This is a genomic window from Cupriavidus sp. GW822-FHT06G04 (genome assembly GCF_058799075.1).
Genome location: NZ_JBXALD010000014.1, coordinates 126905 through 150567 on the forward strand (window position 1 = coordinate 126905; position 23663 = coordinate 150567).

Annotated in this window: 21 protein-coding genes; 4 read left to right on the top strand and 17 right to left on the bottom strand. The window is 67.1% G+C overall.

Translation table 11 applies throughout. The features are described 5' to 3' along the window. Positions 1-48: 48 nt before the first annotated feature. The 6 genes from AC1RKI_RS26160 to AC1RKI_RS26185 form a co-directional block, all read right to left on the bottom strand. Positions 49-1164, bottom strand: a complete 1116-nt coding sequence (locus AC1RKI_RS26160) for an MFS transporter (RefSeq protein WP_492797940.1) — start codon at positions 1162-1164, stop codon at positions 49-51. 133 nt (positions 1165-1297) lie between these two features. Beyond that, positions 1298-2551 (bottom strand): MFS transporter, encoded by a 1254-nt coding sequence (locus tag AC1RKI_RS26165; protein ID WP_492797857.1) that lies wholly within the window; start codon positions 2549-2551, stop codon positions 1298-1300. A gap of 94 nt (positions 2552-2645) precedes the next feature. Further along, entirely contained in the window at positions 2646-3056 is a 411-nt protein-coding gene (locus AC1RKI_RS26170; RefSeq protein ID WP_492797855.1) for a VOC family protein, read from the bottom strand. Between the two features lie 19 nt (positions 3057-3075). Further along, complete coding sequence (locus AC1RKI_RS26175; RefSeq protein ID WP_150982537.1) at positions 3076-3426, bottom strand: GFA family protein; 351 nt, start codon at positions 3424-3426, stop codon at positions 3076-3078. A 38-nt stretch (positions 3427-3464) separates the two neighbouring features. Beyond that, positions 3465-3884: a GNAT family acetyltransferase gene (locus AC1RKI_RS26180; RefSeq protein ID WP_150982542.1), complete on the bottom strand. Its 420-nt coding sequence runs from the start codon at positions 3882-3884 to the stop codon at positions 3465-3467. Between the two features lie 90 nt (positions 3885-3974). After that, positions 3975-7568 carry an indolepyruvate ferredoxin oxidoreductase family protein gene (locus tag AC1RKI_RS26185; protein ID WP_222156962.1) on the bottom strand — a complete coding sequence of 1198 codons (3594 nt, stop codon included), beginning with the start codon at positions 7566-7568 and terminating at the stop codon, positions 3975-3977. A 315-nt stretch (positions 7569-7883) separates the two neighbouring features. Between AC1RKI_RS26185 and AC1RKI_RS26190 the strand changes: the two genes are divergently transcribed. Then, positions 7884-9269, top strand: coding sequence for an NYN domain-containing protein (locus AC1RKI_RS26190; protein WP_492797852.1), 1386 nt, complete (start codon positions 7884-7886; stop codon positions 9267-9269). Positions 9270-9317: 48 nt separating this feature from the next. Here AC1RKI_RS26190 and gspF read toward each other — a convergent pair whose 3' ends face one another. The 11 genes from gspF to gspG all read right to left on the bottom strand — a co-directional run bounded on the left by gspF (position 9318) and on the right by gspG (position 20911). Further along, entirely contained in the window at positions 9318-10535 is a 1218-nt protein-coding gene (gene gspF, locus AC1RKI_RS26195; RefSeq protein WP_492797850.1) for a type II secretion system inner membrane protein GspF, read from the bottom strand. A 22-nt stretch (positions 10536-10557) separates the two neighbouring features. Further along, a complete protein-coding gene (gspE, locus tag AC1RKI_RS26200) occupies positions 10558-12033 on the bottom strand; it encodes a type II secretion system ATPase GspE (RefSeq protein WP_061953610.1) in 1476 nt (491 codons plus the stop codon). Positions 12034-12121: 88 nt separating this feature from the next. Continuing rightward, on the bottom strand, positions 12122-14506 hold the full coding sequence (gene gspD, locus AC1RKI_RS26205; protein ID WP_150982533.1) for a type II secretion system secretin GspD: 2385 nt from the start codon (positions 14504-14506) through the stop codon (positions 12122-12124). A 29-nt stretch (positions 14507-14535) separates the two neighbouring features. Further along, positions 14536-15342, bottom strand: coding sequence for a type II secretion system protein N (locus AC1RKI_RS26210; protein ID WP_061953612.1), 807 nt, complete (start codon positions 15340-15342; stop codon positions 14536-14538). Then, positions 15342-15923: a type II secretion system protein M gene (locus AC1RKI_RS26215; RefSeq protein ID WP_061953614.1), complete on the bottom strand. Its 582-nt coding sequence runs from the start codon at positions 15921-15923 to the stop codon at positions 15342-15344. The genes AC1RKI_RS26210 and AC1RKI_RS26215 overlap by 1 nt, the downstream gene beginning before the upstream one ends. After that, positions 15920-17530, bottom strand: a complete 1611-nt coding sequence (gene gspL, locus AC1RKI_RS26220) for a type II secretion system protein GspL (RefSeq protein WP_492797847.1) — start codon at positions 17528-17530, stop codon at positions 15920-15922. Before gspL ends, AC1RKI_RS26215 begins: the two co-directional genes overlap by 4 nt. Before the next feature lie 248 nt (positions 17531-17778). Then, the gene (gspK, locus tag AC1RKI_RS26225; RefSeq protein ID WP_411800739.1) at positions 17779-18762 is read right to left on the bottom strand and encodes a type II secretion system minor pseudopilin GspK; all 984 of its coding nucleotides are present in this window, start codon (positions 18760-18762) and stop codon (positions 17779-17781) included. A 68-nt stretch (positions 18763-18830) separates the two neighbouring features. Further along, positions 18831-19556, bottom strand: a complete 726-nt coding sequence (locus AC1RKI_RS26230) for a PulJ/GspJ family protein (RefSeq protein WP_061953620.1) — start codon at positions 19554-19556, stop codon at positions 18831-18833. Continuing rightward, positions 19534-19932: a type II secretion system minor pseudopilin GspI gene (gene gspI, locus AC1RKI_RS26235; RefSeq protein ID WP_492797845.1), complete on the bottom strand. Its 399-nt coding sequence runs from the start codon at positions 19930-19932 to the stop codon at positions 19534-19536. Before gspI ends, AC1RKI_RS26230 begins: the two co-directional genes overlap by 23 nt. Continuing rightward, a complete protein-coding gene (locus tag AC1RKI_RS26240; protein ID WP_061953624.1) occupies positions 19932-20444 on the bottom strand; it encodes a prepilin-type N-terminal cleavage/methylation domain-containing protein in 513 nt (170 codons plus the stop codon). The genes gspI and AC1RKI_RS26240 overlap by 1 nt, the downstream gene beginning before the upstream one ends. A gap of 14 nt (positions 20445-20458) precedes the next feature. Beyond that, entirely contained in the window at positions 20459-20911 is a 453-nt protein-coding gene (gene gspG, locus AC1RKI_RS26245) for a type II secretion system major pseudopilin GspG (RefSeq protein ID WP_061953626.1), read from the bottom strand. A 161-nt stretch (positions 20912-21072) separates the two neighbouring features. Here gspG and AC1RKI_RS26250 point away from each other — a divergent pair, with 161 nt between their 5' ends. The 3 genes from AC1RKI_RS26250 to AC1RKI_RS26260 all read left to right on the top strand — a co-directional run bounded on the left by AC1RKI_RS26250 (position 21073) and on the right by AC1RKI_RS26260 (position 23625). Next, entirely contained in the window at positions 21073-21525 is a 453-nt protein-coding gene (locus tag AC1RKI_RS26250; RefSeq protein WP_061953628.1) for an Rrf2 family transcriptional regulator, read from the top strand. Positions 21526-21618: 93 nt separating this feature from the next. Continuing rightward, a complete protein-coding gene (hmpA, locus tag AC1RKI_RS26255; RefSeq protein WP_492797843.1) occupies positions 21619-22839 on the top strand; it encodes an NO-inducible flavohemoprotein in 1221 nt (406 codons plus the stop codon). 96 nt (positions 22840-22935) lie between these two features. Continuing rightward, positions 22936-23625 (top strand): general secretion pathway protein, encoded by a 690-nt coding sequence (locus AC1RKI_RS26260; RefSeq protein ID WP_227458804.1) that lies wholly within the window; start codon positions 22936-22938, stop codon positions 23623-23625. The last annotated feature ends 38 nt before the right edge of the window (positions 23626-23663 follow it).

Sequence of the window (23663 nt, forward strand, 5' to 3'; positions counted from 1 at the left end):
TGCGCAACCATCGCGGCCGGCTCAGCCGTCGGGCGGACCCGATGGTGATCAGGTCGTGAGATAGCGGCGCGCGGCGCGTGCGCCGAACAGCGCGATATAGCCCATCGTCAACGCCACCAAGGCAATGCCGAGGCGCAGGTCGGACAGGTGGGCCACACCGCCGATCAGCACCGGCCCCAGCAGAAGTCCCACATAGCCAAAGCGCGCCACGCGCGAGATCGCTTCGGCCGCGCTGACGCCGGGCAGCCGCGAGGCGGCCACGAAGAAGATCGGCACCATATTTGCGGCGCCGAGCCCCATCAGCGCAAAGCCGACCAGCACCGCCAGCGGCAGCGGCGCGGCGATGGCCAGCGCGATGCCGGTGAAACCCAGCCACGCGCTGCCGGTGAGCGTGCGCGCATCGCCAAACCGCGCGCGCAGTCGGTCGCCGCCGAAACGGCCGCACGCCATGCCGCCCGAGAACGCCGCGTAGCCAAAGCTGGCCCAGTCCAGCGGCGCCATGGCCACGTCGCGCATGTAGACCGCCGTCCAGTCGTACATCGCGCCTTCGCCGATCAGTCCCAGGAAAGCCAACAGGCCAAGCAGCCACAGCGCGCGCGTGGCTTGGTCGCGATGATGCGCGGCCGACGGCGACACTGGATGGTCGGCCAACAGTCCGCGCGTCGTGCCCGCAGCGACGGCGGCCGTCATCGCCGCGATCATCGCCGCGTGCGCCAGTGGCGGCACGCCCAGCGACAACATCAGGCCGCCGAACGCTGCCCCGATCATGCCGCCCAGGCTGAACATGCCGTGCAGCGCCGACATCACGGGCCGTGTGCTGCGGCTGGCTTCTACAGTGGCTGCCTGCGCATTCATGGCGACGTCGAACAGGGCGTTGGCCATGCCGAAGATCAGCAAGGTGGGCAGCAGCAGCGCAAAGCTGGGAATCGCCAGGATGGCCAGCGTCATGGCCGCAAAGGCCACGCCGCCGATCATCGACGCCCGCGCGCTGCCCAGCCTGGCCACCCATCGGCCCACCGGGCCCATGGCGACGATGGCGCCCCCGGCCACGGCCAGCATCGCCAGCGACAACATGGCGTCGGACAGCTCGAAGCGCGCCTTGATGGTGGGAATGTGCACGCCCCAGGTGGCGAAGGTTGCGCCATTGGCGAAGAACAGCGCCATGGTGCCGCGCGTGGCGCGCGAAACCGCCGTCGGCGACGGCGCAGCAAGAACGGTAGAGGAATCGGTTTCGATCGAATATTCAGACATCAAGTACAGCCAGACAACGATTCAGGGACGGACTTCGTGGCGCCGATCAGGCGGGCACCGGCGCGTGCCGCAGCAGTCCGCGGCGATGCAGCGCGAAAGCGAATGCGCCAAGCGCGCCCACGGCCAGCGCCACCATGACCCACAGCATCAACCAATAGCCGCCGGCGGCGCGCCACAGCAGCGCGCCGAACCACGGCGCGGCGGCCTGCATCAGCAGCACCGGCGTCATCATTAACCCATTGAGCGTTGCATAGTGATGACGCGAAATCAGTTCCGGCATCGCCATCGCGCGCAGCATCGTGTTCACGCCGTTGGCGCAACCGTAGCAAATGGCCGCAACCATCAGCCAGTAGCCGTGGCCCAGGGTCAGGCACAGCAGGCCGATGCTCATGACGATATACACGGGCAGCGACAGCCGCACGGGATGACTGATCGGCAGGCGCGCCATCGCCAGCCGTCCGGCCACCTGCGCCGGACCGATCAGCGCGGCCACCGCCAGCTGCTGCGCCACCGGCATGCCTTTCTCGGTCAGCATCGGAATCAGATGCGCACCGAGCAGCGACGCGATCACGGCCGTCGCGGTGAACGCGATCACCACGGCCCAGAACACCGGCTGGCGCAGCGTGCTGCGCGCGATGCCCGACGACGCCGCGCCGGCAGGCGACGCACTGGCATGCGCGCTGGCCTGCAGGTACGTGGGATGCACCGCGTAGCGCAGGCGCGCATGCAGCGGCGCGCAGACAAACAGGTTCAGCGCGGCAAATATCAGCAGCGTCTCGCGCCATCCCAGATGAAGCGCGAGCCATTGGCCCAACGGGATGAAGATGGTACTGGCAAAGCCCGCCAGCAGCGTCACCTGCACGATCGGCTTCTGATAGCTGTCGCCATAGGCCTGGCGCAGCACGACGAAAGCGGGCTCGTAGAGCGTGGACGCCATGGCCAGCCCCAGCGGTATCCACATCAGCAGGAACATTGCCGGCGATGGGCACCACGCCCACAACACCAGTCCGATCGCCGCCAGCACGGACCCGCTGCTCATCACCTTGTACGCCGGCACGCGATCGAGCAGCCGACCCACCGCGAACGAGCACATCGCCCACACCAGCAGCCCCAGCGAAAAACCGCCCGCCAGGAACGGCTTGCCGAAGCCGAGCGACTGCTGCATCGGGTCGATAAAAACGGTGAATGTGAAATACAGCGTGCCCCAGCTGATCACTTCGGTTACGCCGAGTGTCCAGACAATGTGACGGGGCGGCAACGCGGCGGAGGGCGGACAGTGGGGGGCGGCGGAGGCGGTCATGGCGCGCCCGGCGCGAAGGGGGGCGCCGGCAGCGAGGCTTGGTCGAGGAAGCACAAATTGTATCGGCCTCGCCCCGCCTGCGGAAATGCGTACTTCAGGGGGTGTTTGGCGGCCCCTTCAATTCCACGGTGTTGCCGTCGGGGTCCTTCAGATAGACCGATGGGCCTTGGCCTTCGGCGCCGTAACGTTGCTCCACGGGCCCGATATCGATGCGATGAATATCAAAATGCGATCGTAGCGAGTGGATATCGAACGGATCGATGCGAAGGCAAAAATGGTCGAGATTTCGGCCTTCGGCGCCCGGGCCCGCGCCGCCCGCACGTCCAAGCGGGCCGTCGAGCGACACGAGGTCGATCAGCGCGCTGCCCGCGCGCAGTTGGGTCAGCCCAAAGGCGGGCTGTTCCTTTTCGACCACGCAGCCGAGCACATCGACATAAAAGCGCACCATCCTGCCGACGTCGGCGGTGCGCAGCACGAGATGATCGATTCCGCGAATGGCGAACATGATGGGCGCGGTGATTGGGTTACCTGTGCAGGCCGTCGTACTCGATCACCTTCAGGCTTGCGAGGTCGATGTCGTCGACGCAGCGCACGTTGACCGCCGCGGTCGGATTGCCTTGGGGGTCGCTGGCCTCGGCATAGGGACCGCAGCCACAGACCGGGCAGAAGCGGTGCGCGATTTTCATGGTGTGGAAGCGATAGGTGGACGCGTTTTCATCGGGCGTCTTCAGCCGGAACTGGGCTTTGGGCACAAACCAGAGCAGGTGGCCGCGCCGGCGGCAGATCGTGCAATTGCATTGCAGCACCTGCGTGATCTCGCCGTCGGCCTCGAAGGCGATGCGGCCGCAGTGACAGCTTCCGTGATAGGTCGTCATGGCGTCTCTTGTCGGGTTGAGTGTCTTGCCGCCGGCTGCTACTGGTCCGGGATCAGCCGCTTGCCCAGACTGACCGCCGCGTCGCGGCCGTAGCCGAGTCTGTCGTAGAAAGCCAGCACGGCGTCGTTAGTGTCGCGTACCAACAGGTTGATCTTCGGGCAGCCGCGTTCGATCAGCAACGCCTCGGCGCGGGCCATCAGCATACGCCCGTAGCCGCGCCCCTGGTACTGCGGATCGACGGCCAGGTAATAGACCCAGCCGCGGTGCCCGTCGTAGCCGATCATCGCCGTCGCCATCAGCCGGCCGTCGATCTCGCCAACCTGGAACAGCTCGGGCTGCGTGGTCAGCTTGCGGGCGATGTCCTTGTGCGGATCGTTCCACGGACGTGTCAGGCCGCAGGCTTGCCACAAATCCACAACGGCGGTTTCGTCAGCGGGGCGATAGGGGCGCAATAGCATGGCTACCTTGTGGGTTGAGAGGTCCACAGTGTAGCCATGCGGGGGCCGATGATGAAGCGCCCGGCCCGGCGATCGCAATGCCTCGGCTGGTCAGGCGGCCTGCTGCCCACTATGCGGATGCCGGAACTGCTCCAGCAGTTTCGACCACCTGCCGCGCGCCGCCTTGAGATTGTTTTCCTTGACGTGACCGAAGCCGCGGATGTCGTCAGGCACATTGGCCAGCGCAATCGCCGTCTCGTGGTTGGCGGCGGTGAGGCCCGCCGACAATTCGTCGAGCAGCGCGCGATATTCGCCGATCAGTGCGCGTTCGGTGCGCCGTTCCTCGGTCCTGCCGAAGACATCGAGCGGGCCGCCGCGCAATCCCTTCAGCCTGGCAAGCAAGCGGAACAGCGTCATCGTCGACGGACCGAAACGGCGCTTGACCAGATGGCCCTTGCTGTCGCGCTTTGCCGTGGCGGGCGGCGCGAGCCAGAAATTGAGCTGGTAGTCGCGTCCCGGTTCGCCTTCGAATTGGGCGCGCAGCTTGTCGAGAAAAACCGGATCGGTGTACAGACGCGCCACTTCGTATTCGTCCTTGTACGCCATCAACTTGGCCAGGTTGCGCGCGGCGGCTTCGGTCAGCGGCAGCGGCTTGCCCGCGCCCACCAGCGCGCTTTCGGCGGTGCGCACGCGATTGACGGCCTGGCGATACTGTTCGGCGTAGGCGGCGTTCTGGTACTGCGTCAGCAATTCCGCACGATTGGCGATCAGCTTTTCCAGCAGCGCGCCGCTCGATGTCGGCAGCTTGACCACGTCGGCGCCCTGCATCTGCGTCTTCAGCTTGCCGGTCAGCGACAGCACATGCTCGGGATCGTGCGCCATGTGCCGGCCCCACTCGAACGCGGCGCGGTTCTTGTCGACGGCCACGCCATTGAGTTCGATCGCGCGCTCCAGCGCCTGCAGCGACAGCGGGATCCAGCCTTTCTGCCATGCGTAGCCGAGCACCAGCGGATTGGTGTAGATCGTGTCGCCGAGCAGCGCCACCGCCAGCGCGCTGGCGTTGATGAAATCGCACGCCTCGCCCACCGCGTTGCGGATGTCCGTTTCGGCCGAAAGACCCGGGAACTGCCATTTCGGGTCCTTGATGAACGCGGCCGTCGGCGTCTGCGCGGTGTTGACCACGGCGCGGGTGCGGCCCGGCTGGGTCTTGGAAATTACCTCGTCGGTGGCCGACACAATGGCGTCGCAACCAATCACCAGATCGGCTTCGCCGATGGCGATGCGCGTGGCGTGAAGGTCGTCGGGCTTCTCCGCAATCTGCACGTGCGACAGCACGGCGCCGCCTTTCTGCGCCAGGCCGGCCATATCGAGCACGGTGACGCCCTTGTTTTCAAGGTGCGCGGCCATGCCGAGCAGTCCGCCGATCGTCACTACGCCGGTGCCGCCCACGCCGGTGACCAGGATGCCGTAGGCGCGGCGGATGGCTGGCAACGCGGGATCGGGCAGGGCAGGCAGGCCATTCATGGCGATGCCCAGCGCCTGCGGCTTGCGCACCTGCGCGCCTTCGGCCGTCACGAAGCTCGGGCAGAAACCGTTCAGGCAGGAGAAATCCTTGTTGCACGACGACTGGTTGATCTGGCGTTTGGTGCCCAGTTCGGTTTCCAGTGGTTCCACCGACAGGCAGTTCGACTTGACCGAGCAATCGCCGCAGCCTTCGCAGACCGCGTCGTTGATAAACGCGCGGCGTGCCGGATCGGGGAACGTGCCGCGCTTGCGGCGCCGACGCTTTTCCGTGGCGCAGGTCTGGTCGTAGATCAGGATCGTGCAGCCCGGCACTTCGCGCAGCTCGCGCTGGATGTCGTCAAGCTGTTCGCGCGGATGTACGGTCAGCCCCTCGGGCAACTTGATCGCGCTGTTGTACTTCTCGGGCTGGTCGGTGACGATGACGATCTTCTTCGCGCCCTCGGCGGCCACCTGATACGCGATGTCCTGCACCGACAGCTGGCCGTCGACCGGCTGACCACCGGTCATCGCCACCGCATCGTTGTAGAGGATCTTGTAGGTGATGTTCACGCCGGCGGCGATCGACGCGCGGATCGCCAGCAGGCCGGAATGGAAATAGGTGCCGTCGCCCAGATTGGCGAACACGTGCTTGTCGCCCGCAAACGGCGCCTGGCCGATCCACGCCACGCCTTCGCCGCCCATCTGGCTGAAGGTGCTGGTGTTGCGGTCCATCCAGACCGTCATGTAGTGGCAGCCGATGCCGGCCAGCGCGCGCGATCCTTCGGGCACGTTGGTCGATGTGTTGTGCGGGCAGCCGGAGCAGAACCACGGCTTGCGCTCGGCCGTCACGCGCGGCGTGGCCAGCGCCTTTTCCTTGGCATCGATGATGGCCAGGCGCGCCGCGATGCGCGCGCGCGCATCGGCAGGCAGGTCGAATTTTTCCAGCCGCGTGGCGATGGCGCGGGCGATCAGCGCCGGCGACAGTTCGTAGTGTGCGGGCAGTAGCCAGTTGTTCTGCGGGATCGACCATTCGCCGCCCGCGTTGTCGCGCTCGTCGAACTTGCCGTAGACCTTGGGACGGACGTCGTCGCGCCAGTTGTACAGCTCTTCCTTGAGCGCGTACTCCATGATCTGGCGCTTTTCCTCGACCACGAGGATTTCCTGCAGCCCTTCAGCAAAGGCGCGCGCGCCGTGCGCTTCCAGCGGCCACACGCAGCCCACCTTGTACAGGCGGATGCCAAGCTGCGCGCAGGTCTGGTCGTCCAGGCCAAGGTCGGACAGCGCCTGGCGCGTGTCGAGATACGCCTTGCCGGCGGTCATGATGCCGAAGCGCGCGTGCGGCGAATCGATCTCGATGCGGTCGATGCCATTGGCGCGCACGTAGGCCAGGCCCGCGTACCACTTGTAGTCGAGCAGCCGCGCTTCCTGTTCCAGCGGCGGATCGGGCCAGCGAATGTTGAGGCCGCCCGGCGGCAATGCGAAATCGTCGGGGATCACGATGCGCACGCGGTGCGGATCGAGTTCCACCGATGCGGACGATTCCACCACATCGGTCACGCACTTCATCGCCACCCAGAGGCCCGAGTAGCGGCTCATGGCCCAGCCGTGCAGACCGTAGTCGAGATATTCCTGCACGTTGGACGGATACAGCACCGGCAGCCCGCATGCCTTGAAGATGTGTTCGGACTGGTGCGCCAGCGTCGAGGATTTGGCCGAGTGGTCGTCGCCGGCCAGCACCAGCACGCCGCCGTGCTGGCTCGATCCTGCCGAATTGGCGTGCTTGAACACATCGCCGGTGCGATCGACGCCCGGGCCCTTGCCGTACCACATGCCGAACACGCCATCGAACTTCGCATCCGGATACATGTTCACCTGCTGCGAGCCCCACACCGCCGTGGCGGCGAGATCTTCGTTCAGCCCGGCCTGGAACACGACGTTGTGCGCGGCAAGATGCTTCTTGGCCTTCCAGAGCGACTGGTCCAGCGCGCCGAGCGGCGAGCCGCGATAGCCGGAAATGAAACCGGCGGTATTCAGTCCCGCGGCGCGGTCGCGTTCCTGCTGCAGCATCGGAAGCCGAACCAGCGCCTGCGTGCCGCTGATGTAGATGCGGCCACGCTCCAGCGTGTATTTGTCTTCCAGGGAAACGTTTTCGAGCGCGCGGCGGATGGCGTCGCTGACCGGTGGGGTCAGGGGGGCGTTCATGGGGGCTCCTCTAGGGGCATGCTGTCGGGATCACCGACACATCTGTTTTGGGCAGTCGTTCCGGCAACCTCTTGTGGAGGCGCTGGAGGACTGTGTCTCTGCGCGGCATGGTAGCACCGGCGTGCAGACCGCGGTACCGTGCGATGCAGCATAAAACGCGCCAGATACCCCCGTGATTTCCCGTATACAGTGGCGCGGCGCGTGTACACTGCGGTGCATCCAAATGGCGCACGCGACCGGTTCGCGGCGTCCCACGCAGCACACGCCCGGGGCATCGAGATGGTGCAACCGGCATCCATCCAACCTGATCCGACCATGACCAATTCCCCTCGCCAGGGCGCAACCCTGGCCGTGCTGATCGACGCCGACAACGCCGCTCCGGCCATCGTCGAAGGCCTGCTGGCCGAAGTGGCGAAATACGGCGTCGCCGCCGTCAAGCGCATCTACGGCGACTGGACGCGCCCGAACCTGTCGGGCTGGAAGGACCGCCTGCTGGCGCATTCGATCCAGCCGATCCAGCAGTTCCGCTACACCGTCGGCAAGAACGCGACCGACAGCGCGATGATCATCGACGCGATGGATCTGCTCTACACGGGCCGCTTCGACGGCTTCTGCATCGTATCCAGCGACAGCGACTTCACGCGCCTCGCCTCGCGCATCCGCGAGCAAGGCCTGACCGTCTACGGTTTCGGCGAGCGCAAGACGCCCAAGCCTTTCGTCACCGCATGCGACAAGTTCATCTATTCCGATGTGCTGCGCGCCGCAGAAGGCGACGGTGAAGGCGACGGCGACACCGATGCGGAAACCGGTGCCGCGCCGGCGCGACGCCGCAGCTCGCAGGAATTGCGGCAGGATTCGCGCCTGGTGCGGCTGCTGCAAAGCGCCTCGCAGGCGGTGTCCGACGAAGACGGCTGGTCCACGCTCGGCGGCATCGGCAACTACATCGCCAAGCAGGCGCCCGAATTCGATTCGCGCAATTACGGCTACGGCAAGCTTTCCGAGCTGGTGGCGGCGACCAACCTGTTCGAAGTCGAAACGCGCAACGGCGGCAACAACAAGACCATCTGGGTGCGGCTGAAGAAGCGCCGGAGCGAGGGCGGCCAGCCGCAGCAACCGCAGCAACCGCCGGCGCCGCAATCGTCGCAACAGTCGTCGCAACAGTCGTCGCAGCGCCCCGCGCCGGCAAGGCCGTCGCCTGCGCCGCAGCCCGCGCATACGGTCGCGCAAGCGGTGCCGCCGGTGGAGACCCCCGCGCCGGTGGTTGACCTCGATGCTATCGACGAACCCGCGCCGGCGTTGTCGGCCGCGCTGGAAGATGAATCGGCCGGCACGGCTTCGACGCTGATCTCCGAAACCGTGGACATGGACGCGGACGACGCGCCGAAGAACCGGGGCCGACGCACGCGGCGTCCCGACGTGAAGCTCAGCGAAACGCCGTGGCCGATCGATCAGTCGGTATTTGCTGCGCCGGGCTCGACGGTGCTGTCTGCGCAAGTGACGCAGGACACCGCGCCGGCCGCCGCCCGCGCGACGGCGAATCCGGTTGCTGAGCCGACCGCAGAGGCGGTTGCCGAACCCGTGACCGAAGCGTCCGCCGAAGCCGATGCCGCGCCCGCCGCGAAACCGGCCGCCAGGAAAAAGCCCGCCGCCAAGAAGGCCGCGCCGCGCAAGCGTGCGCCGGCCAAGAAGGCGAGCGCCTGAGCCGCGCGCGGCCGGCTTGCGGGCCGGGTGCGTTGGCGCGCGATTGCGCTAGCGCACCAGCTGGTTGATCTCGATGATCGGCATCAGCACGGCCAGCACGATCATCAGCACCACTACACCCATCGTCAGGATCAGCAGCGGCTCCAGCAGGCTGGTCAGGAACAGCGTGCGGCGTTCCAGTTCCTGGCCTTCGCCGGTGGCTGCGCGTTCCAGCATGACGGGCAGGTTGCCCGTCGCTTCGCCGGAGCGGATCAGGTGCACCAGCACCGGTGGAAACTGGTTCTGCGCGGCCAGCGCGCGCGCCAGCGAGGCGCCTTCGCGCACGCGCGTGGTGGCGTCGTCGACATTGGTCTTGAGCGCGACGTTGGTCAGCGTTTCGCCGGCCGCCTGCAGGCTGCGCAGGATCGGCACGCCGGCCGATACGAGAATCGCCAGCGTGCTGGCAAAGCGCGCGGTGTTGTAGCCGCGGATCAGCTTGCCCACCAGCGGCGCGGTCAGCAGCCAGCGATGCCACGAGAGCCGGATGTCGGGCTGCTTGAGCAGGCTGCGCAGGATCGCGACGATTATGCCGATCAGGATCAGCCCGGCCCACCACCAGTTGCGCACGAAATCCGACAGCCACAGCATCACGATGGTCAGTGTCGGCAGCTTCTGCTTGGTGTTGGCGAACACACTAACCACCTGCGGCACCACATACGACAGCAGGAAGATCACGATCGCAAACGCCACCACGGTCACGATGGCCGGATAAGTGAAGGCGAGGCGGATCTTGGACGTCAGCGCGTTGCGCGTTTCGATATACGTGGCCAGACGCTCCAGCACCACGCCCAGATGGCCGGAATGTTCGCCGGCCGAGACCAGCGCGCGATAGATATCGGGAAAGTCCTTCGGATGCTGGGCCAGCGCCACCGATAGCGAACTGCCGCCCATCACCTCGGCGCGAATACCGGCCAGCAGTTCATGCACGTACTGGCGTTCGGCCTGGTCGGCCAGCGCGCCCAATGCTTCGTCCAGCGGCAGTCCCGAGACGATCAGGCTGGCCAGCTGGCGCGTGAACAGCGCCTGTTCCTGCGTGGACAGCCGGCGCACGAACATGCTTCTGCCGCTGCGCTGGGCCAGTCCCGCGCCAGCCAGCGTATCGACCGTGATGGGCGTCAGACCCCGTGCGCGCAATTGCGAGCGCGCCTGCTTCGGACTGTCGGCTTCGATCACGCCGCGGTCGACGCGGCCTGCGGCGTCGGCGGCTTCGTAGCGATAGGCGGGCATGCTGCGTCAGGTTCCTTGCTTCTTACTCGCGCGTGACGCGCAGGACTTCTTCAAGCGCCGTGGCGCCACTGTCGATCCAGCGCTGTGCGTCGGCGCGCATCGTGTGCATGCCCTTGGACAGCGCCACCTGCTTGATCTCGGATTCCGGCTGCTGGCGGTGGATCATCGTCTGGATGTCGCTGTCGACGGTCAGCAGTTCGTACACGCCCATGCGCCCCTGATAGCCCGAATGGCCGCATTTGTCGCAGCCCACCGCGTGCCAGACGCGCTGCAGCGGCTTGCCCTGCGCGTGCAGCACTTCGGCTTCGGCGGCGGTCACCTCGATCACTTCCTCGCGTTTGCAATGCGGACACAGGCGGCGTACCAGCCGCTGCGCCAGCACGCCGAGCAGCGACGACGACAGCAGGAACGGCTCGATCCCCATATCGACGAGCCGCGTCACGGCCGACGCCGAATCGTTGGTGTGCAGCGTGGCCAGCACCAGGTGACCGGTCAGCGACGCCTGCACCGCGATCTGCGCGGTTTCGAGATCGCGGATTTCGCCGATCATCACCACGTCCGGGTCTTGCCGCAGGATGGCGCGCAGCGCCTTGCCGAACGTCATGTCGATGCGCGGATTCACCTGCGTCTGGCCGATGCCGTCGAGGTCGTACTCGATCGGATCTTCCACGGTCATGATGTTGGTGGTGTGCGAATCGAGCCGCGACAGCGCCGCGTAGAGCGTGGTGGTCTTGCCCGAACCGGTCGGGCCGGTCACCAGCACGATGCCGTGCGGCTGCCGGATCAGGTGGTCGAAGCCGGCCAGCGTGCCGGGCGCCATGCCCAGCTTGGCCAGATCGAGCCGGCCCGCTTCCTTGTCGAGCAGCCGCAGCACGGCGCGCTCGCCATGGCCGGTCGGCAGCGTCGACACCCGCACATCGACGGGACGCCCGCCCACGCGCAGCGTGATGCGGCCGTCCTGCGGCAGACGCTTTTCGGCGATATCGAGCTGCGCCATGATCTTGATCCGCGAAATCAACGCGCCGTGCAGCGCCTTCTTCGGACGCACCACATCGCGCAGCGTGCCATCCACGCGGAAGCGCACCACCGATGCGGATTCGAACGGTTCGATGTGGATGTCCGATGCCTGCTCGCGCGCGGCCTGCGTGAGCAGCGCGTTGATCATGCGGATGATCGGCGCGTCGTCCTCGGATTCGAGCAAGTCTTCCACGGCGGGAATGTCCTGCATCAGCCGCGACAGGTCGACTTCGCCCTCGACTTCGCCCACCACCTGCGCGGCCGAGCCGTCCTGGCGGTTGTAAGCGTCGGACATGGCCGCCTCCAGCGCCGCCGATTCCAGCACGCGCAGGTGCAGCGCGCCGTGCACGCGCGCCACTTCGGCCAGCGCCGCCGGCGAGGTCTTGCGGCTCACCCACACCTCGAGACCGTCGGGGCGCTGGTGGGCGATCAGCAGCGGCGCTTCGCGCGAGAACGAATAGGACACCAGCCGAGCCGCCATCGGCGACGGCGGCTCGAGCGGGGCGTCGGGCCCGGGGGCGGGATGGGCGAGAGTTTCGATTGCCATGGCGATGCGTGTGTCCTGCGCGTCAGCTCTGCGGCGCCTGGCGCTTGCCAAACGACTGGTCATCGAGCGACAGCGGCCGAGGCGCGGTCGATCGCGGCGCGCCTTGCGGCGCTGGGGCAGGCGTGGCCGGCGGCGTTGGATCGAGCGGCAGCGGCGATTGCACCGGCCCGTTGTAGCGCGGATCGACAAACGGCGCGCCCGGCGAATCGGCCGGCGGCAGCACCGGCGTGTCCTTGTCCCGCACGATCATGTTAGGCGACACGAAGCCCTGCTGCTGGCCGCGGATGAATTCGTAACGGTCCTGCGTGAGGCGGTCGGTCGCGCTCGCCGTACGCATCACGTACGGACGCAGGAACACCAGCAGATTGGTCTTCTTGCGATTCTTGTTCTCGTAACGGAACAGGGATCCGAGGTAGGGAATGTCGCCCAGCAGCGGCACCTTCTGCACGCCGTCGCCATAGCTGTCTTCGATCAGCCCGCCGAGCACGATGATCTGGCCGTCGTCGACCAGCACGTTGGTTTCGATCGATCGCACGTTGGTGGTCGGCCCCTGGATCAGGTTGGCCGTGTTGGCCACCACCGACGACGATTCCTGGTAGATCTGCATCTTCACCAGGCCGCCTTCGGTGATCTGAGGGCGCACGCGCAGCGTGATGCCGACGTCCTTGCGGTCGAAGGTCTGGAACGGCGAGACGGTCGACGTGTTGCCGGTCTGCGCGTACGAACCGGTCGTGATCGGGATGTTCTGGCCGATCAGGATCTTCGCTTCCTCGTTTTCGAGCGTGATCAGGTTCGGCGTCGACAACAGGTTCACGCTGTCGTTGGAGCCCAGCGCGCTGAGCAGCGCGCCCAGTCCGGCCGACTTGTTGACCACGCCGATATTGAGGCCGCCCAGGTCCGGCACCAGTTGCTGCGCGGCGGCGATACCAGCCGTGTTGTTGTTCCGGTACAGCAGGCCCGCCAGCGTCAGGTTCAGGATGTTCTGGCCGCCCGTGCCGAAGTTGGTGCCGATCACGCCGAGCGTGTTGCCCGCCTGGTTGACGATGCCCTGCCACTGGATGCCGAGCTGCTCGGCCTGCGATGCCGTGACTTCGACGATCATCGACTCGATATACACCTGCGCGCGGCGCGCATCGAGATCGTCGATCACGCCGCGCAGGTTGCGGTACACCGGCTCGCTGGCCGTGATGATCAGCGAATTGGTGGACGGATCGGCCTGGATGGTGCCGCCGGTGGTGGGCTGCTGGTTCACGGCAAACGATGCGGAAAACGCGTTGGAGCCGCTCGTGCCGCCAAAGCCGCCCGAGCTTGAGCCGCCGCGGTTGTAGCCGGCGCTGCTGCCGCCGGTGTACTGCCCGCTCTGCGGCAGCGTGGTGTTCTGCGCCGCGGTGCCCGCGGCGACACCCGGTTGTCCGCCGGGCTGGGTGGTGCTGGCAAACGAGGCGTCGGCGGCGACGATGGCGCGCAACGTGGCCGCCAGCTTGACGGCATCGGCATTCTTCAGCGGCACTACCCAGATATTGCCGGGCCGTGCAAACGGCTGGTCGATCTTCTCGATCAACTGGCGCGCCTGCTGCACACGCGCGCGGCTTGAGGCGCGAACCATCAGCGAGTTGCTGCGCGGCTCGGCCACCACGGTGGTGCGCAGCGTGGCGTCGCCAGGCGCGCCACCGCCGGCCCCGCCCGCCGCGGACGGGTCGAGCAGCTTTTGCAGCACCACGGCGGCGTCGCTGGCCACGGCGTTCTTGAGCGGAATCAGTTCCACCTCGCCCGAAGCCGGCGCGTCGACGGCAGCGATGATGCGGGCCAGCCTGCGCAGGTTGTCGGCATAGTCAGTGATCACCAGCGTGTTGTTGGCCGGGTATGCCGTGATGGTGTTGTTCGGCGCGATCATCGGGCGCAGCACCGGCACCAGGTTGTTGGCCGATTCATAGTTCAGGCGGAACACCTGCGTCACGACCTGATCGCCGCGGCTGCTTCCCGCGCCGATCACGGTCGGCGATCCCTGGAGCTTGGCGTCGGCCTCGGGCACCACCTTGGTGAAGCCGTTGGATTCGACCATCGCGTAGCCCTGCATGCGCAGCACGGACCCGAGCGTTTCCAGCGCCTGCGCGCGCGACACCGGCTGCTCGGTCACGAGGTTGACGGTGCCCTTCACGCGCGGATCGATCACGAAGTTCTTGCCCGTGGCCTGTCCCACCGCCTTGACCACCGATTCGAGGTCGGCATTGACGAAGTTCAGCACCACCTGGTCGCGATTGCGCGGCGTGATGTCGTTGGGCTGTGGCGCCTGCTGTTGCGGCTGCGCCCACAAGGTGGCGGGCGCCAGCAGCGACAGGCTGCACAACAGCGCCGTGGCGCGGGCGCAGGCGGTACGGTAGAAGTGGTGGTGTGCTTGCGTTTTCATCATCGGTTCCAAGCGTGCGGCTTCGCGTTTCAGAAGCGCAGCCTCGTAACGTTGTTTTCTGTTCGTCCCAGCAGGCTTAGCAGGCCTGCCAGCTGGGTGGCGGCATCGGGCGCGGCATGCGCCGTGCCTTCAAAGCGCGCCTGTCGGCCCAAGGTGCCGCTGCCCTCCAGGTACAGCGGCCCCGCCGTGGTTTTCAACTGCAGTTTGCCGCCGGCGCCGGTGAGGTCGACGTCCGCGCGATAGCTGCCCAGCGGGCGCAGGCGGCTGACCGCGGCGGACATCTGGTCGAGCTGCACGCTCAGATGTCCGTACTTCTGATTGCCGGCGAAACGGCCTTGCAGCGCGGTCCAGTCGATGCGCATCGTGCCGTCCGGGCGCAGCGTGTTGAACGGCGCGCCGACGCCTTCCAGCAGCGATGCCGGCAGACGCATGCTGCCGGGCTGCACGGTCCAGCCGGCGGGCGACACCGACACGGTGACGGGCGCGGCCATGGTGGCGTCCTGTTCCAGCACCACGCGCAGCGTTCCGCCAAGCAACGGCCAGAACGCCACGTTCCAGGACAGTCGGCCGGGCAGGACAGTGGCCGTCTGGCTGCCCGCCCCCGCCGACAGCGCCAGCGTGGCACTGCCTTGCCACATCGTGCCGGCCGCATCCGCCAGGAGGACGCGGCGCTGCGTTTCGGCGGCGACGCGATCGGCCATCCAGGCGGCAGGCAGCGAAGCGACAATCGTCACGATGACCGTGACGATGCCCAGCAACGCCCAGCGCAGCCGCTGCCAGCCGCGCGGCGTACGCGCGCGGCGGCGGGGCAGGCGCAGTGCTTCGAGGCGCGCCATCAGTTGCGGCCGCCAGCGCCGGGACCTTGCAGCGTCGCCGTGACATTGACCAGCGCGGTGGCGCCGACGTAGCTGATGCGTGCGTCCGTGACCTTCAGCCGCTGCTGGGCGCGCACATCCTGCAGCCAGCCCGCGACGGCGCCGAACGCCGCCTTGTCGAGCTGGACCTGGATGGCGTTGTCGCCGGTGGCGGCCAGCCGGGTGGCCTTCAGGCCGTGCTGGCCAAGGCTGTCCTGCAGCGCCTGCGTCAGCGCTTCACCACGCAGCGAGGGCGCCGGACTGGCCTGCAGCCCGCGCGCCTCTTGCGCCAGCGTTTCCATTTCGGCCAGGTCCGCGCGTTGCGCGGGCAGGTTGCGCATCAGGCGATCGCGGCCGCTGGCGGCCGGCTCCCACAGCACCAGATAGCCGAATACGAGTACCAGAATCAGCGTGCCGCCGCCCAGAATGGCCTGCTCGCGCGGATTGCGCGCGCTCCAGAATGCGCTGAAGCGCTCGCGCCATGGCTCGGGAATGCGCGGACGCAGGCGGCTCAGGCGCGCCGAAAGCGGGCTGGCGGAAGCGGAGCGGATGACGGGTTTCATGCGCCGGCCCTGCCTTGCGCCTTGCCGTCGGCGCGCGATTCCGCCTTGACCGTCCAGCGCGATCCCGGTGGTGTGGCGGCGCCGCCGGCGCGTACCGCCGCGTCGGGTGGGTTCTTGTCTTCGTCCATCTGCAGACCAGCCTGTCGCACGCTATCGCGCAGCGCATTGGTGTTGGTGCCGGGTTTGAGGGTGACGTACAGCGTGCCGGCGCGGTAGTCGAGCTGCTGCAGCGCGTCCGGCGCAAGGTCGCGCGCGGCGTGAGCGAACGTATCGGCCAGCGGCAGGAAGTCGCTGGGCGTGCTGCGTCCGCTGGCGGTGCGCAGCTGTTCCATCTGGCGGCGCATCAGCAGCGCCGGCTCGGCCACGGGCGGCACATTGGGAAACGCGGCGTGCAGCACATCGATCTGGGCCTGTTCCAGGCGCTTCGATTCCTGGCGCAGCATCAGCCATTGCACGTTCATGCCGATGATCTGCACCAGCACGATCGCCACGGCCAGTGCCGCGGGCGCGCGCCAGGCGAGCACGTTCCAGCGATCCATGCGGCCCTGGGCAAACTCGAACTGGGCCAGGTCGATCTGCGGTTCGCGCAGGCAGGCTTCGGCGCCCGCCAGCCATACGCGCCAGTCGTCGGAGATGCGCGAGGCAGAGGGCACCGGGCGTTGCGTACGCAAGGCCTCGATCGGCGCATGGCGCAACGCGGCCTTGTCGCCGTGCCACTGGCCGGCCGGCGCCAGCACCTGCCACGCCGCCAGCGCCTGATCGTTGAGCAGCAGGCCGTAGCCATCGTAAGGGCCGGTGCGCACGGTCAGTTGCCAGAGCCGGGCCGATTCGGCCGAGGTGGGCGGCGGCGCGACGGCGTCAAGCAGCGATGCCGATTGCGCCAGCGCCGAAGCGGCCAGTTCCACCATCAGCGTCGCGGGCTGGGCCTGCTCGTCGGCCGTGGCCGGGGCGGCCGGAATCGACGGCGCTGGCGCGGCAGCCATGTCGGCGGCAGCGGCAGGCACGTCGGCAGCATCGGCAGCATCGGTGGCAGCGGCCAGCGCAGGCTCGGCGGCGGGCGTCTGGTGCGCGGGCGTAAGCGGGGCCGGCGCAGGCGCCGCGGCGGCATCCACCAGCGGCAGGCACAACTGCGCGGGAACGACGTTGCGGCGACGGTGTTTGTGTTCGGCGAATTGGTCGAGCGCCGCGCGCAGCCAGGCGCGATCGGTGACCATCAGCAGGCGGCGGCGCGGCCCGCGTGGCAGGGCCGCGCTATCGAGCGCCGGGCCGAGCGCGATGTGGCACGGTGCCGCGTCCGTGGCCAGCATGTCTTCCACGAGATTCGGCAGCGCCAGGCGCAGGCGGGCGGGCGGCAGCGGCGGCACCATGGCGGCCGTCAGCAGCACGTCGCTGGCTGCGACGATCAGCACAAGACGATCCGCCGCGGGCATTGCCGCGGGCAGTGCGTGGCCTTCGCGCAACAGCTCGGGCGCGTGCGGCAGGCCTGCACGGCGGTTCTTTTCCCCGACGGACGCGCGTACCAGCGCAAAGGGCATCTCGCCAAATTGCCACGGTTGCGGCTGGTCATGCGGCCGGTGCGGCAGGCGGACGTAGAGCGTGGTACTCAAGATTTCCCTGTTTTCATCAAGAATGTCGCGTCGAACGCGCGTGGCGGGCTTGGCATCGCCAGCCGGTCTTTCCGGAGCGGCCTGCTGGCGGAGGGCGCAGTGAAACCAGCCCGCAGCCTGCCGGGCTGGCACAGCAGCATACCTTGCCTGTGTGACTTACATGCGTCAATAGGCGTCACATCCGATTCTGTGAGAGCGTTTGTCCGACACGCGATCCAGTCGGCAACGGCTTGCGGTGCCGCGATTTTTCAGCGTTGTTCCGGCATTGCGTCGGTATCGCGCGTCCAGAGGATCCGCGTGGTGTTGCCACTGCCGAGCACATCGGCGCGCTTCACCAGCGACACCTTGAGGCGTCGCGCGCGGTCGTGCCGGACCAATCCATAGATCAGGAAATAGTGGGTCAGCACATCGAGCGAATTGGGCGTTACCGACGCCTGGGGCGCGATGCTCTGCAGCTGCGAAGTGAGATCGCCGACATTGTTGAAATACGAGCGGTCGCGCTGGCGCACCAGTTCGCGCGCGCGATCGACCGGCAGCTTGTCGATCACGGCGGACAGCACTTCGGCGTCGGCCGTGTTGGCGTTGACCGCCGTGCGCTCGGGTAGCACCGTGACGAATGGTTCCAGCACCGCGACCATGGCGGGCGTGTAGCCCGGGATCGCCAGCAGGTCGTCGGCGCTGTCGGGCGGACGCGGCGCGGGCTGGCCGTTGGTCGGCACGCCCCGGGCGGCGCGCAGGAAATACTGCGCGGTCGGTTCGGCCAGTCCGGCATCGAGGCCCAGCGTTTGAAGCAGACGCCTGTACGCCGTTTGCCACTGCACGTCGATATTGGCTGCACGGCCGGCGCCGTCGGCCTGCCAGGCATAGAGGTTGGTCAGGTTGAAGCGCGCCTGGGCATCGAGGATGCGGCCGGAAACGAACGAGGTCTCGCCGGATTGATCGGTACTGACGCCGGCGCCCAGAAAATCGGACAGACGTGTTTCGGCCACCGGCACCGACCACGGCTCGCCCAGGTAATCGACGCGCGAGCGCCGCTGGTCATCGCGCAGGATCAGGCGCGACCAGTCCACGGCGGCACGTTCGATCCACGCCGCCTGCGCCACCAGCCGCTGGTTTTCGATCGAGCGGATCTGCACCTGCTGACGCCACAGCATGCCCGATACCACCACGACGGCCAGCGCCACGATCAGCAGCGCCGTGACCACGGCGGCGCCGCGCTGCCGCCGCGACAGGCGGGCGGCCAGCAAACGAGAAGCCGGGGAGGGCAAACGCGAGAGAGCGGGGCGGGCGTGGCGATGCATCACATCCCCGTCATGCAGATTTTCTGGAACTGGCGCGGCGCGTCGCCGTCGCCCATACGGGCCAGCACGTTCAGCTCCACGGCGCGGATGGCCGCTGACGAGCTGATGTTGTTGCTGGCCTGCGCGTCGCTGGCGCCGGCGGATTCGATCGCGTTGATCATGGCGCCGCCTTGCGCGAGGGCCACGCGCACGCGGCCCGAATCGATCAGCCAGCCGGCAGGCTCCACCCACGCGCGCGCGGCAAGGCGCTCGGCATCGTTTAGCAACGGACGCACCTGCACGCTCTGGCCGCTCGGGTTGCCGCTCTGGCGCAGCGCGACGAGCGCATTCTGTACGTCGTTGCGCGTCATGGCGGGCCGGCTGGCCAGACGGACCAGGGTGTTGCCGTCCAGGCGATAGGCGACCACCTGCCAGGCAGGCGGCTGGCCCTCGTTGCGGCGATCGCGCACCATCAGCAACTGGTTCGCGGCGAATTCCACGGGACTGGCCTGCAATTGGCCCGGCAGCGCCAGATGTTCGCAATCGGACTGGAACTGGCCGTACAGCACTTTTAGCGCATCGAGCCGTGCATCGTGGTCAGTCAGCCGCTCGCGCGTGCGCGTCAGCGAGTCGAGCGCGCGCCAGCCGATCACGGCCATGACCGCCAGCAGCGTGATGGCTACGAGCATTTCCAGCAGCGTGAAGCCGGCGCGCGCGTGGCGCTTAGAGGGCGTTGCGCGTTTCATTGGGTACCAGGGTGACCAGCCACGCCAGGCGCACGGATTTGTTCGTGGCCGACGGGTAGACCGCAATTTCCACGCGGCGGAATGTCGGATTGGGCGTGCCGGAAACCGATTCCTCGCACCACAGCGGCACGCCGCCCTGCGGGCAGTCGTAGCCGCGCGAGCCCGATTCGGGCCATGTCTTCGACAGGCGCAGCGTGGCCAGATGGTTTTCGGCGCTGAATTCGGCCAGCATGCGTTGCTGTAGCGATGCGCTCGACTCGGTCATCGATCCCATCGCGCGCATGGCGGCGGTCAGCGCCACGGCGAGGATCGTCAGGGCGACCAGTACCTCGATCAGCGTGAAGCCGATCTCGAGGCGGCGGGGGACAGTGCGCATTATGGCGTCACCGTCGCCACGTAGCGGCCGCTGCCGTCGCCTACGATATCGACGCGGATGTCGCCGCGCGTGAGCACCAGCCGCTGCGGCTCATCGATCAGCTCGCGTCCAAAGATCAGTCGCACGGGGCCGGTGCCGAGCTGGCGTCCGCCCTGCACGATTGCGGCGCCGTCGAGCGGCAGCCGCCATTGGCCGGGCGCAAACACGTCGGTGCGGATCGGTAACCAGCCCTGCGGCGTCGATTCCAGGAAGCGCCAGCCGCTGGCGTCGCCCTCCCATGCCAGCGGGCGGGCGCCAAGTTGCGCATCTTCCTGGGCGAGTTCGAACAGGCGGGCAATGCGCTGGCCGTCGTCGAGCACGCGACCGCGGTCGTTTGGCGTGGCGTTGACCGCCACCAGTGAGATAACGATGCCGGCGATCACCATGACCACCAGCAGTTCCAGCAGCGTGAAACCGGCGCGCCGGCGACGCGCGGGCAGGGCGGCCATGCCGCGCAACGTCGCCGGATTCATGGGATCAGGTCGCCTTATTCCCAGTTGCCGATATCGGCATCGTTGCCGCTGCCACCGGCCTGGCCGTCCGCGCCGAAGCTGAACACGTCGATTTCGCCGCGTACGCCCGGGTTCAGATATTGGTAAGGATTGCCCCACGGATCCTTGGGCAGTTTTTCCAGGTAACCGCCGCCCTTCCAGTTGTTGGGGATCGGCTCGGTGGTGGGCTTGTTGACCAGCGCGGCCAGGCCCTGCTCCGTGGTGGGATAGCGGCCGTTGTCCAGGCGATAGAGCTTGAGCGCCTGCATCACCGACGAGATGTCCTGACGCGCCGCGACAATGCGCGCTTCGTCGGGCCGGCTCATGATTTTGGGCACCACCAGCGCAGCCAGCACGCCAAGAATCACGATCACCACCATGATTTCGATCAGCGTGAAGCCGCGAGTGCGGCGGCGAAGGGTTTCGGGCTGCTTGGCGAGTCTGCGCATCGTGTTTGTGCCTGGAGTCTGGGTATGGCCGGAAAGTATAACTCTCGCGGCGTGACTGTTTCGTGTGCAGCACTCTTGGTCGATTCTGACTGGCGACTGATATGTGCGACGCAACAAAAATATTGCATTAGAAATGCACCTTATCTATCATCCGACTCACGATGCAACTGACACGATTTTCCGACTACGCGCTGCGCCTGCTGATGTACGTATCGCGAGGCGACGGCAGCCGGCCGATCACGATTGCCGAGGTCGGCCAGCAATTCGACATCTCGCACAACCATCTTGTGAAAGTGGCGGCGCGTCTGTCGAGGCTTGGCTGGATTGCGGCCACGCGTGGCCGCAATGGCGGACTGCAGCTCGGTCCCGGTGCGGCGCAATTGTCGATCGGCACCATTCTGCGCGAGTTGGAAGGGCACAAATCCATCATCGATTGCGCCGATCCGCCGTGCGCGCTGAACGGCAATTGCCGCCTGAAGCGCGCACTCGATGACGCGGAAGAGGCGTTTTATCGCGCACTCGATGGGATTACCCTGGCCGATGTAGCAGGCAGCCGCACGGCCGAGTCGATCATCCGTCTGCATCGCGATTTCCTGAGCCGGCGAGCGGCTTGAGGTGCGAAGCACACTGCTTCGCCCAAAGGCCGTGCCGGCTTTTTCATGCCCTAAAACATGCATTTAATATGCATTAAAACAGGAGTTTCATTCATGTTGTCCGCTGCTTCCCGCCCCTACATCGATGCCAGCGTACCCGTGCTGCGCGAGCACGGTCTTGCCATCACGACGCATTTCTACCGGGAAATGTTCGCCGCGCGCCCGGAACTGAAGCAACTGTTCAATATGGGCAACCAGGCCAATGGATCGCAGCAGCAATCGCTCGCTTCGGCCGTGTTCGCTTACGCCGCCAATATCGACCGCGCCGATGCGCTGGCCCCGGTGATCGAGCGCATCGTCCACAAGCACGTGGCCGTGGGACTGACGCCGGCGCACTATCCGATCGTCGGCAAATACCTGCTCGAAGCGATCGCCGCGGTGCTGGGCCAAGCCGCCACGCCGCCGCTGCTAGCCGCCTGGGATGAAGCGTACTGGCTGCTGGCCGGCGACCTGATTGCCGCCGAGGCGCGGCTTTACGAGCGCCATGGCGTGGCCGCCGGCCAGTTGCTGCGCGTGCGGGTGGTCAATCGCGAACAGGAGAGCGAACAAGTAGTGGCGCTGTCGCTAGCGGCCGACGACGGATCGCCGCTGCGGGACTTCAAGCCGGGGCAGTACATCAGCGTCGAGGCAATCTTTGCCGACGGCCATCGCCAGTTGCGTCAGTACTCGCTGTCGCAGGAGCGCGGCCTGCCGACGTGGCGCATATCGGTCAAGCGCGAGGCCGGCAATGCGCAGACGCCGGCCGGCGCGGTGTCGAACTGGCTGCACGACAACGCCCATGTGGGCGCCACGCTCAAAGTCAGCACGCCGTGGGGGGAATTCGCGCCCAGTCTCGATGATCGGCGCCCTATCGTGCTGATGTCGGCAGGCATTGGCGTGACGCCGATGGTGTCGGTGCTGCGTACACTGGCGCGTGAAAATCCGCATCGCCCGGTGCTGTTCGCCCACGCCGCGCGCCATGGCGGCCATCACGCGCATCGCCGCGACGTTGCCTGGGCGCGCGAGCGGATGCCCAACCTTCATACGCATGTCAGTTACCAAACGCCCCAGGCCGACGACGTGGCCGGCCGCGATTTCGACCACGCCGGCGAGATGCCGATCGACGCCTTGCTGAAGGCCGAGCGGACCGCCGGGTTCAACGACGCGCAGTTCTACCTGTGCGGCCCGATCGGCTTCATGCAGGCGCAGCGCCGGGCGCTGATTTCCGCCGGCATTCCGGTCAGTCATATCCACCGCGAAGTGTTCGGTCCCGACCTGCTCGACGATCTGCTCTGATCGGTATCGCCGCGGGGTGGCGCGACTGACAGACAATCGACGCATGCGTCTGGTACGCTAGGCGATCCTTGTTCAAGCCGCCTGGCGTACCCGTCCGTGCCCACCCTGATTCGGCCCGCTTTTCGCTTCGATCTTTCCGCCGCCTGGCTGCCGCGCGTGGCCAGCCTCGTGTTGTTTGTGGCGCTGTGCGCGCTGGTCACCCATTGGTTTCTGGTGTTCAGCGCCATGCGCACGATCCCCGTGCCGAAATCCGCGCGCGTGGCCCAGACCGATGCGGTCGAAACCGGGGCCGTTGCCACGTTGTTCGGCGGCAGCGCGCAGGCCGGCGTACGCGACGTGCAGTTGATCGGCGTGGTGGCGGATCTGGACGGCGTCGGCCCGGCCGCGGCCATCCTCTCGCTCGACGGGGGGCCGCCGAAGGCAGTGCGCGCGGGCGCGTCGCTGTCGCCGCAAATCCGGCTCAAGGAAATCCACGGCCGCAATATCGTGATTGAACGAAACGGCGTGCGTCAGGAAATCGCGCTGCCGTTGCAGAACGCTGTCTCGCTGGCGCGCCCTGGCGCGTTGCCGGCCACGCCGCCTGCGGGCGCGGCCGCGCCTTTGTCGACGCCCATGCCGGCGCCGGTGCAAGCCGCGCCGCCGCCGGTCGCCAGCAATCCCGACACGGCGCAGCATGACGAGCCGCCGGGCTTTCCGGCGCCGAATGGCCAGCCGCAGCAGCAATTCCAGCCCGCGCAGCAGGGGCAGCCGCGTCCGATTGGCGAGAATCTTCCGCCGAAACAATGATCCAATCGACGAAACGTGTGTTGCAAACCGTTGCGCAA

Bases quoted from the DNA above. Each gene is read 5' to 3' on its own strand.
- AC1RKI_RS26160 (WP_492797940.1), bottom strand. From the start codon at position 1,164: ATGGCGCTGTTCTTCGCCAATGGCGCAACCTTCGCCACCTGGGGCGTG.
- AC1RKI_RS26165 (WP_492797857.1), bottom strand. From the start codon at position 2,551: ATGACCGCCTCCGCCGCCCCCCACTGTCCGCCCTCCGCCGCGTTGCCG.
- AC1RKI_RS26170 (WP_492797855.1), bottom strand. From the start codon at position 3,056: ATGTTCGCCATTCGCGGAATCGATCATCTCGTGCTGCGCACCGCCGAC.
- AC1RKI_RS26175 (WP_150982537.1), bottom strand. From the start codon at position 3,426: ATGACGACCTATCACGGAAGCTGTCACTGCGGCCGCATCGCCTTCGAG.
- AC1RKI_RS26180 (WP_150982542.1), bottom strand. From the start codon at position 3,884: ATGCTATTGCGCCCCTATCGCCCCGCTGACGAAACCGCCGTTGTGGAT.
- AC1RKI_RS26185 (WP_222156962.1), bottom strand. From the start codon at position 7,568: ATGAACGCCCCCCTGACCCCACCGGTCAGCGACGCCATCCGCCGCGCG.
- AC1RKI_RS26190 (WP_492797852.1), top strand. From the start codon at position 7,884: ATGACCAATTCCCCTCGCCAGGGCGCAACCCTGGCCGTGCTGATCGAC.
- gspF (WP_492797850.1), bottom strand. From the start codon at position 10,535: ATGCCCGCCTATCGCTACGAAGCCGCCGACGCCGCAGGCCGCGTCGAC.
- gspE (WP_061953610.1), bottom strand. From the start codon at position 12,033: ATGGCGGCTCGGCTGGTGTCCTATTCGTTCTCGCGCGAAGCGCCGCTG.
- gspD (WP_150982533.1), bottom strand. From the start codon at position 14,506: ATGAAAACGCAAGCACACCACCACTTCTACCGTACCGCCTGCGCCCGC.
- AC1RKI_RS26210 (WP_061953612.1), bottom strand. From the start codon at position 15,342: ATGGCGCGCCTCGAAGCACTGCGCCTGCCCCGCCGCCGCGCGCGTACG.
- AC1RKI_RS26215 (WP_061953614.1), bottom strand. From the start codon at position 15,923: ATGAAACCCGTCATCCGCTCCGCTTCCGCCAGCCCGCTTTCGGCGCGC.
- AC1RKI_RS26230 (WP_061953620.1), bottom strand. From the start codon at position 19,556: ATGAAACGCGCAACGCCCTCTAAGCGCCACGCGCGCGCCGGCTTCACG.
- gspI (WP_492797845.1), bottom strand. From the start codon at position 19,932: ATGCGCACTGTCCCCCGCCGCCTCGAGATCGGCTTCACGCTGATCGAG.
- AC1RKI_RS26240 (WP_061953624.1), bottom strand. From the start codon at position 20,444: ATGAATCCGGCGACGTTGCGCGGCATGGCCGCCCTGCCCGCGCGTCGC.
- gspG (WP_061953626.1), bottom strand. From the start codon at position 20,911: ATGCGCAGACTCGCCAAGCAGCCCGAAACCCTTCGCCGCCGCACTCGC.
- AC1RKI_RS26250 (WP_061953628.1), top strand. From the start codon at position 21,073: ATGCAACTGACACGATTTTCCGACTACGCGCTGCGCCTGCTGATGTAC.
- hmpA (WP_492797843.1), top strand. From the start codon at position 21,619: ATGTTGTCCGCTGCTTCCCGCCCCTACATCGATGCCAGCGTACCCGTG.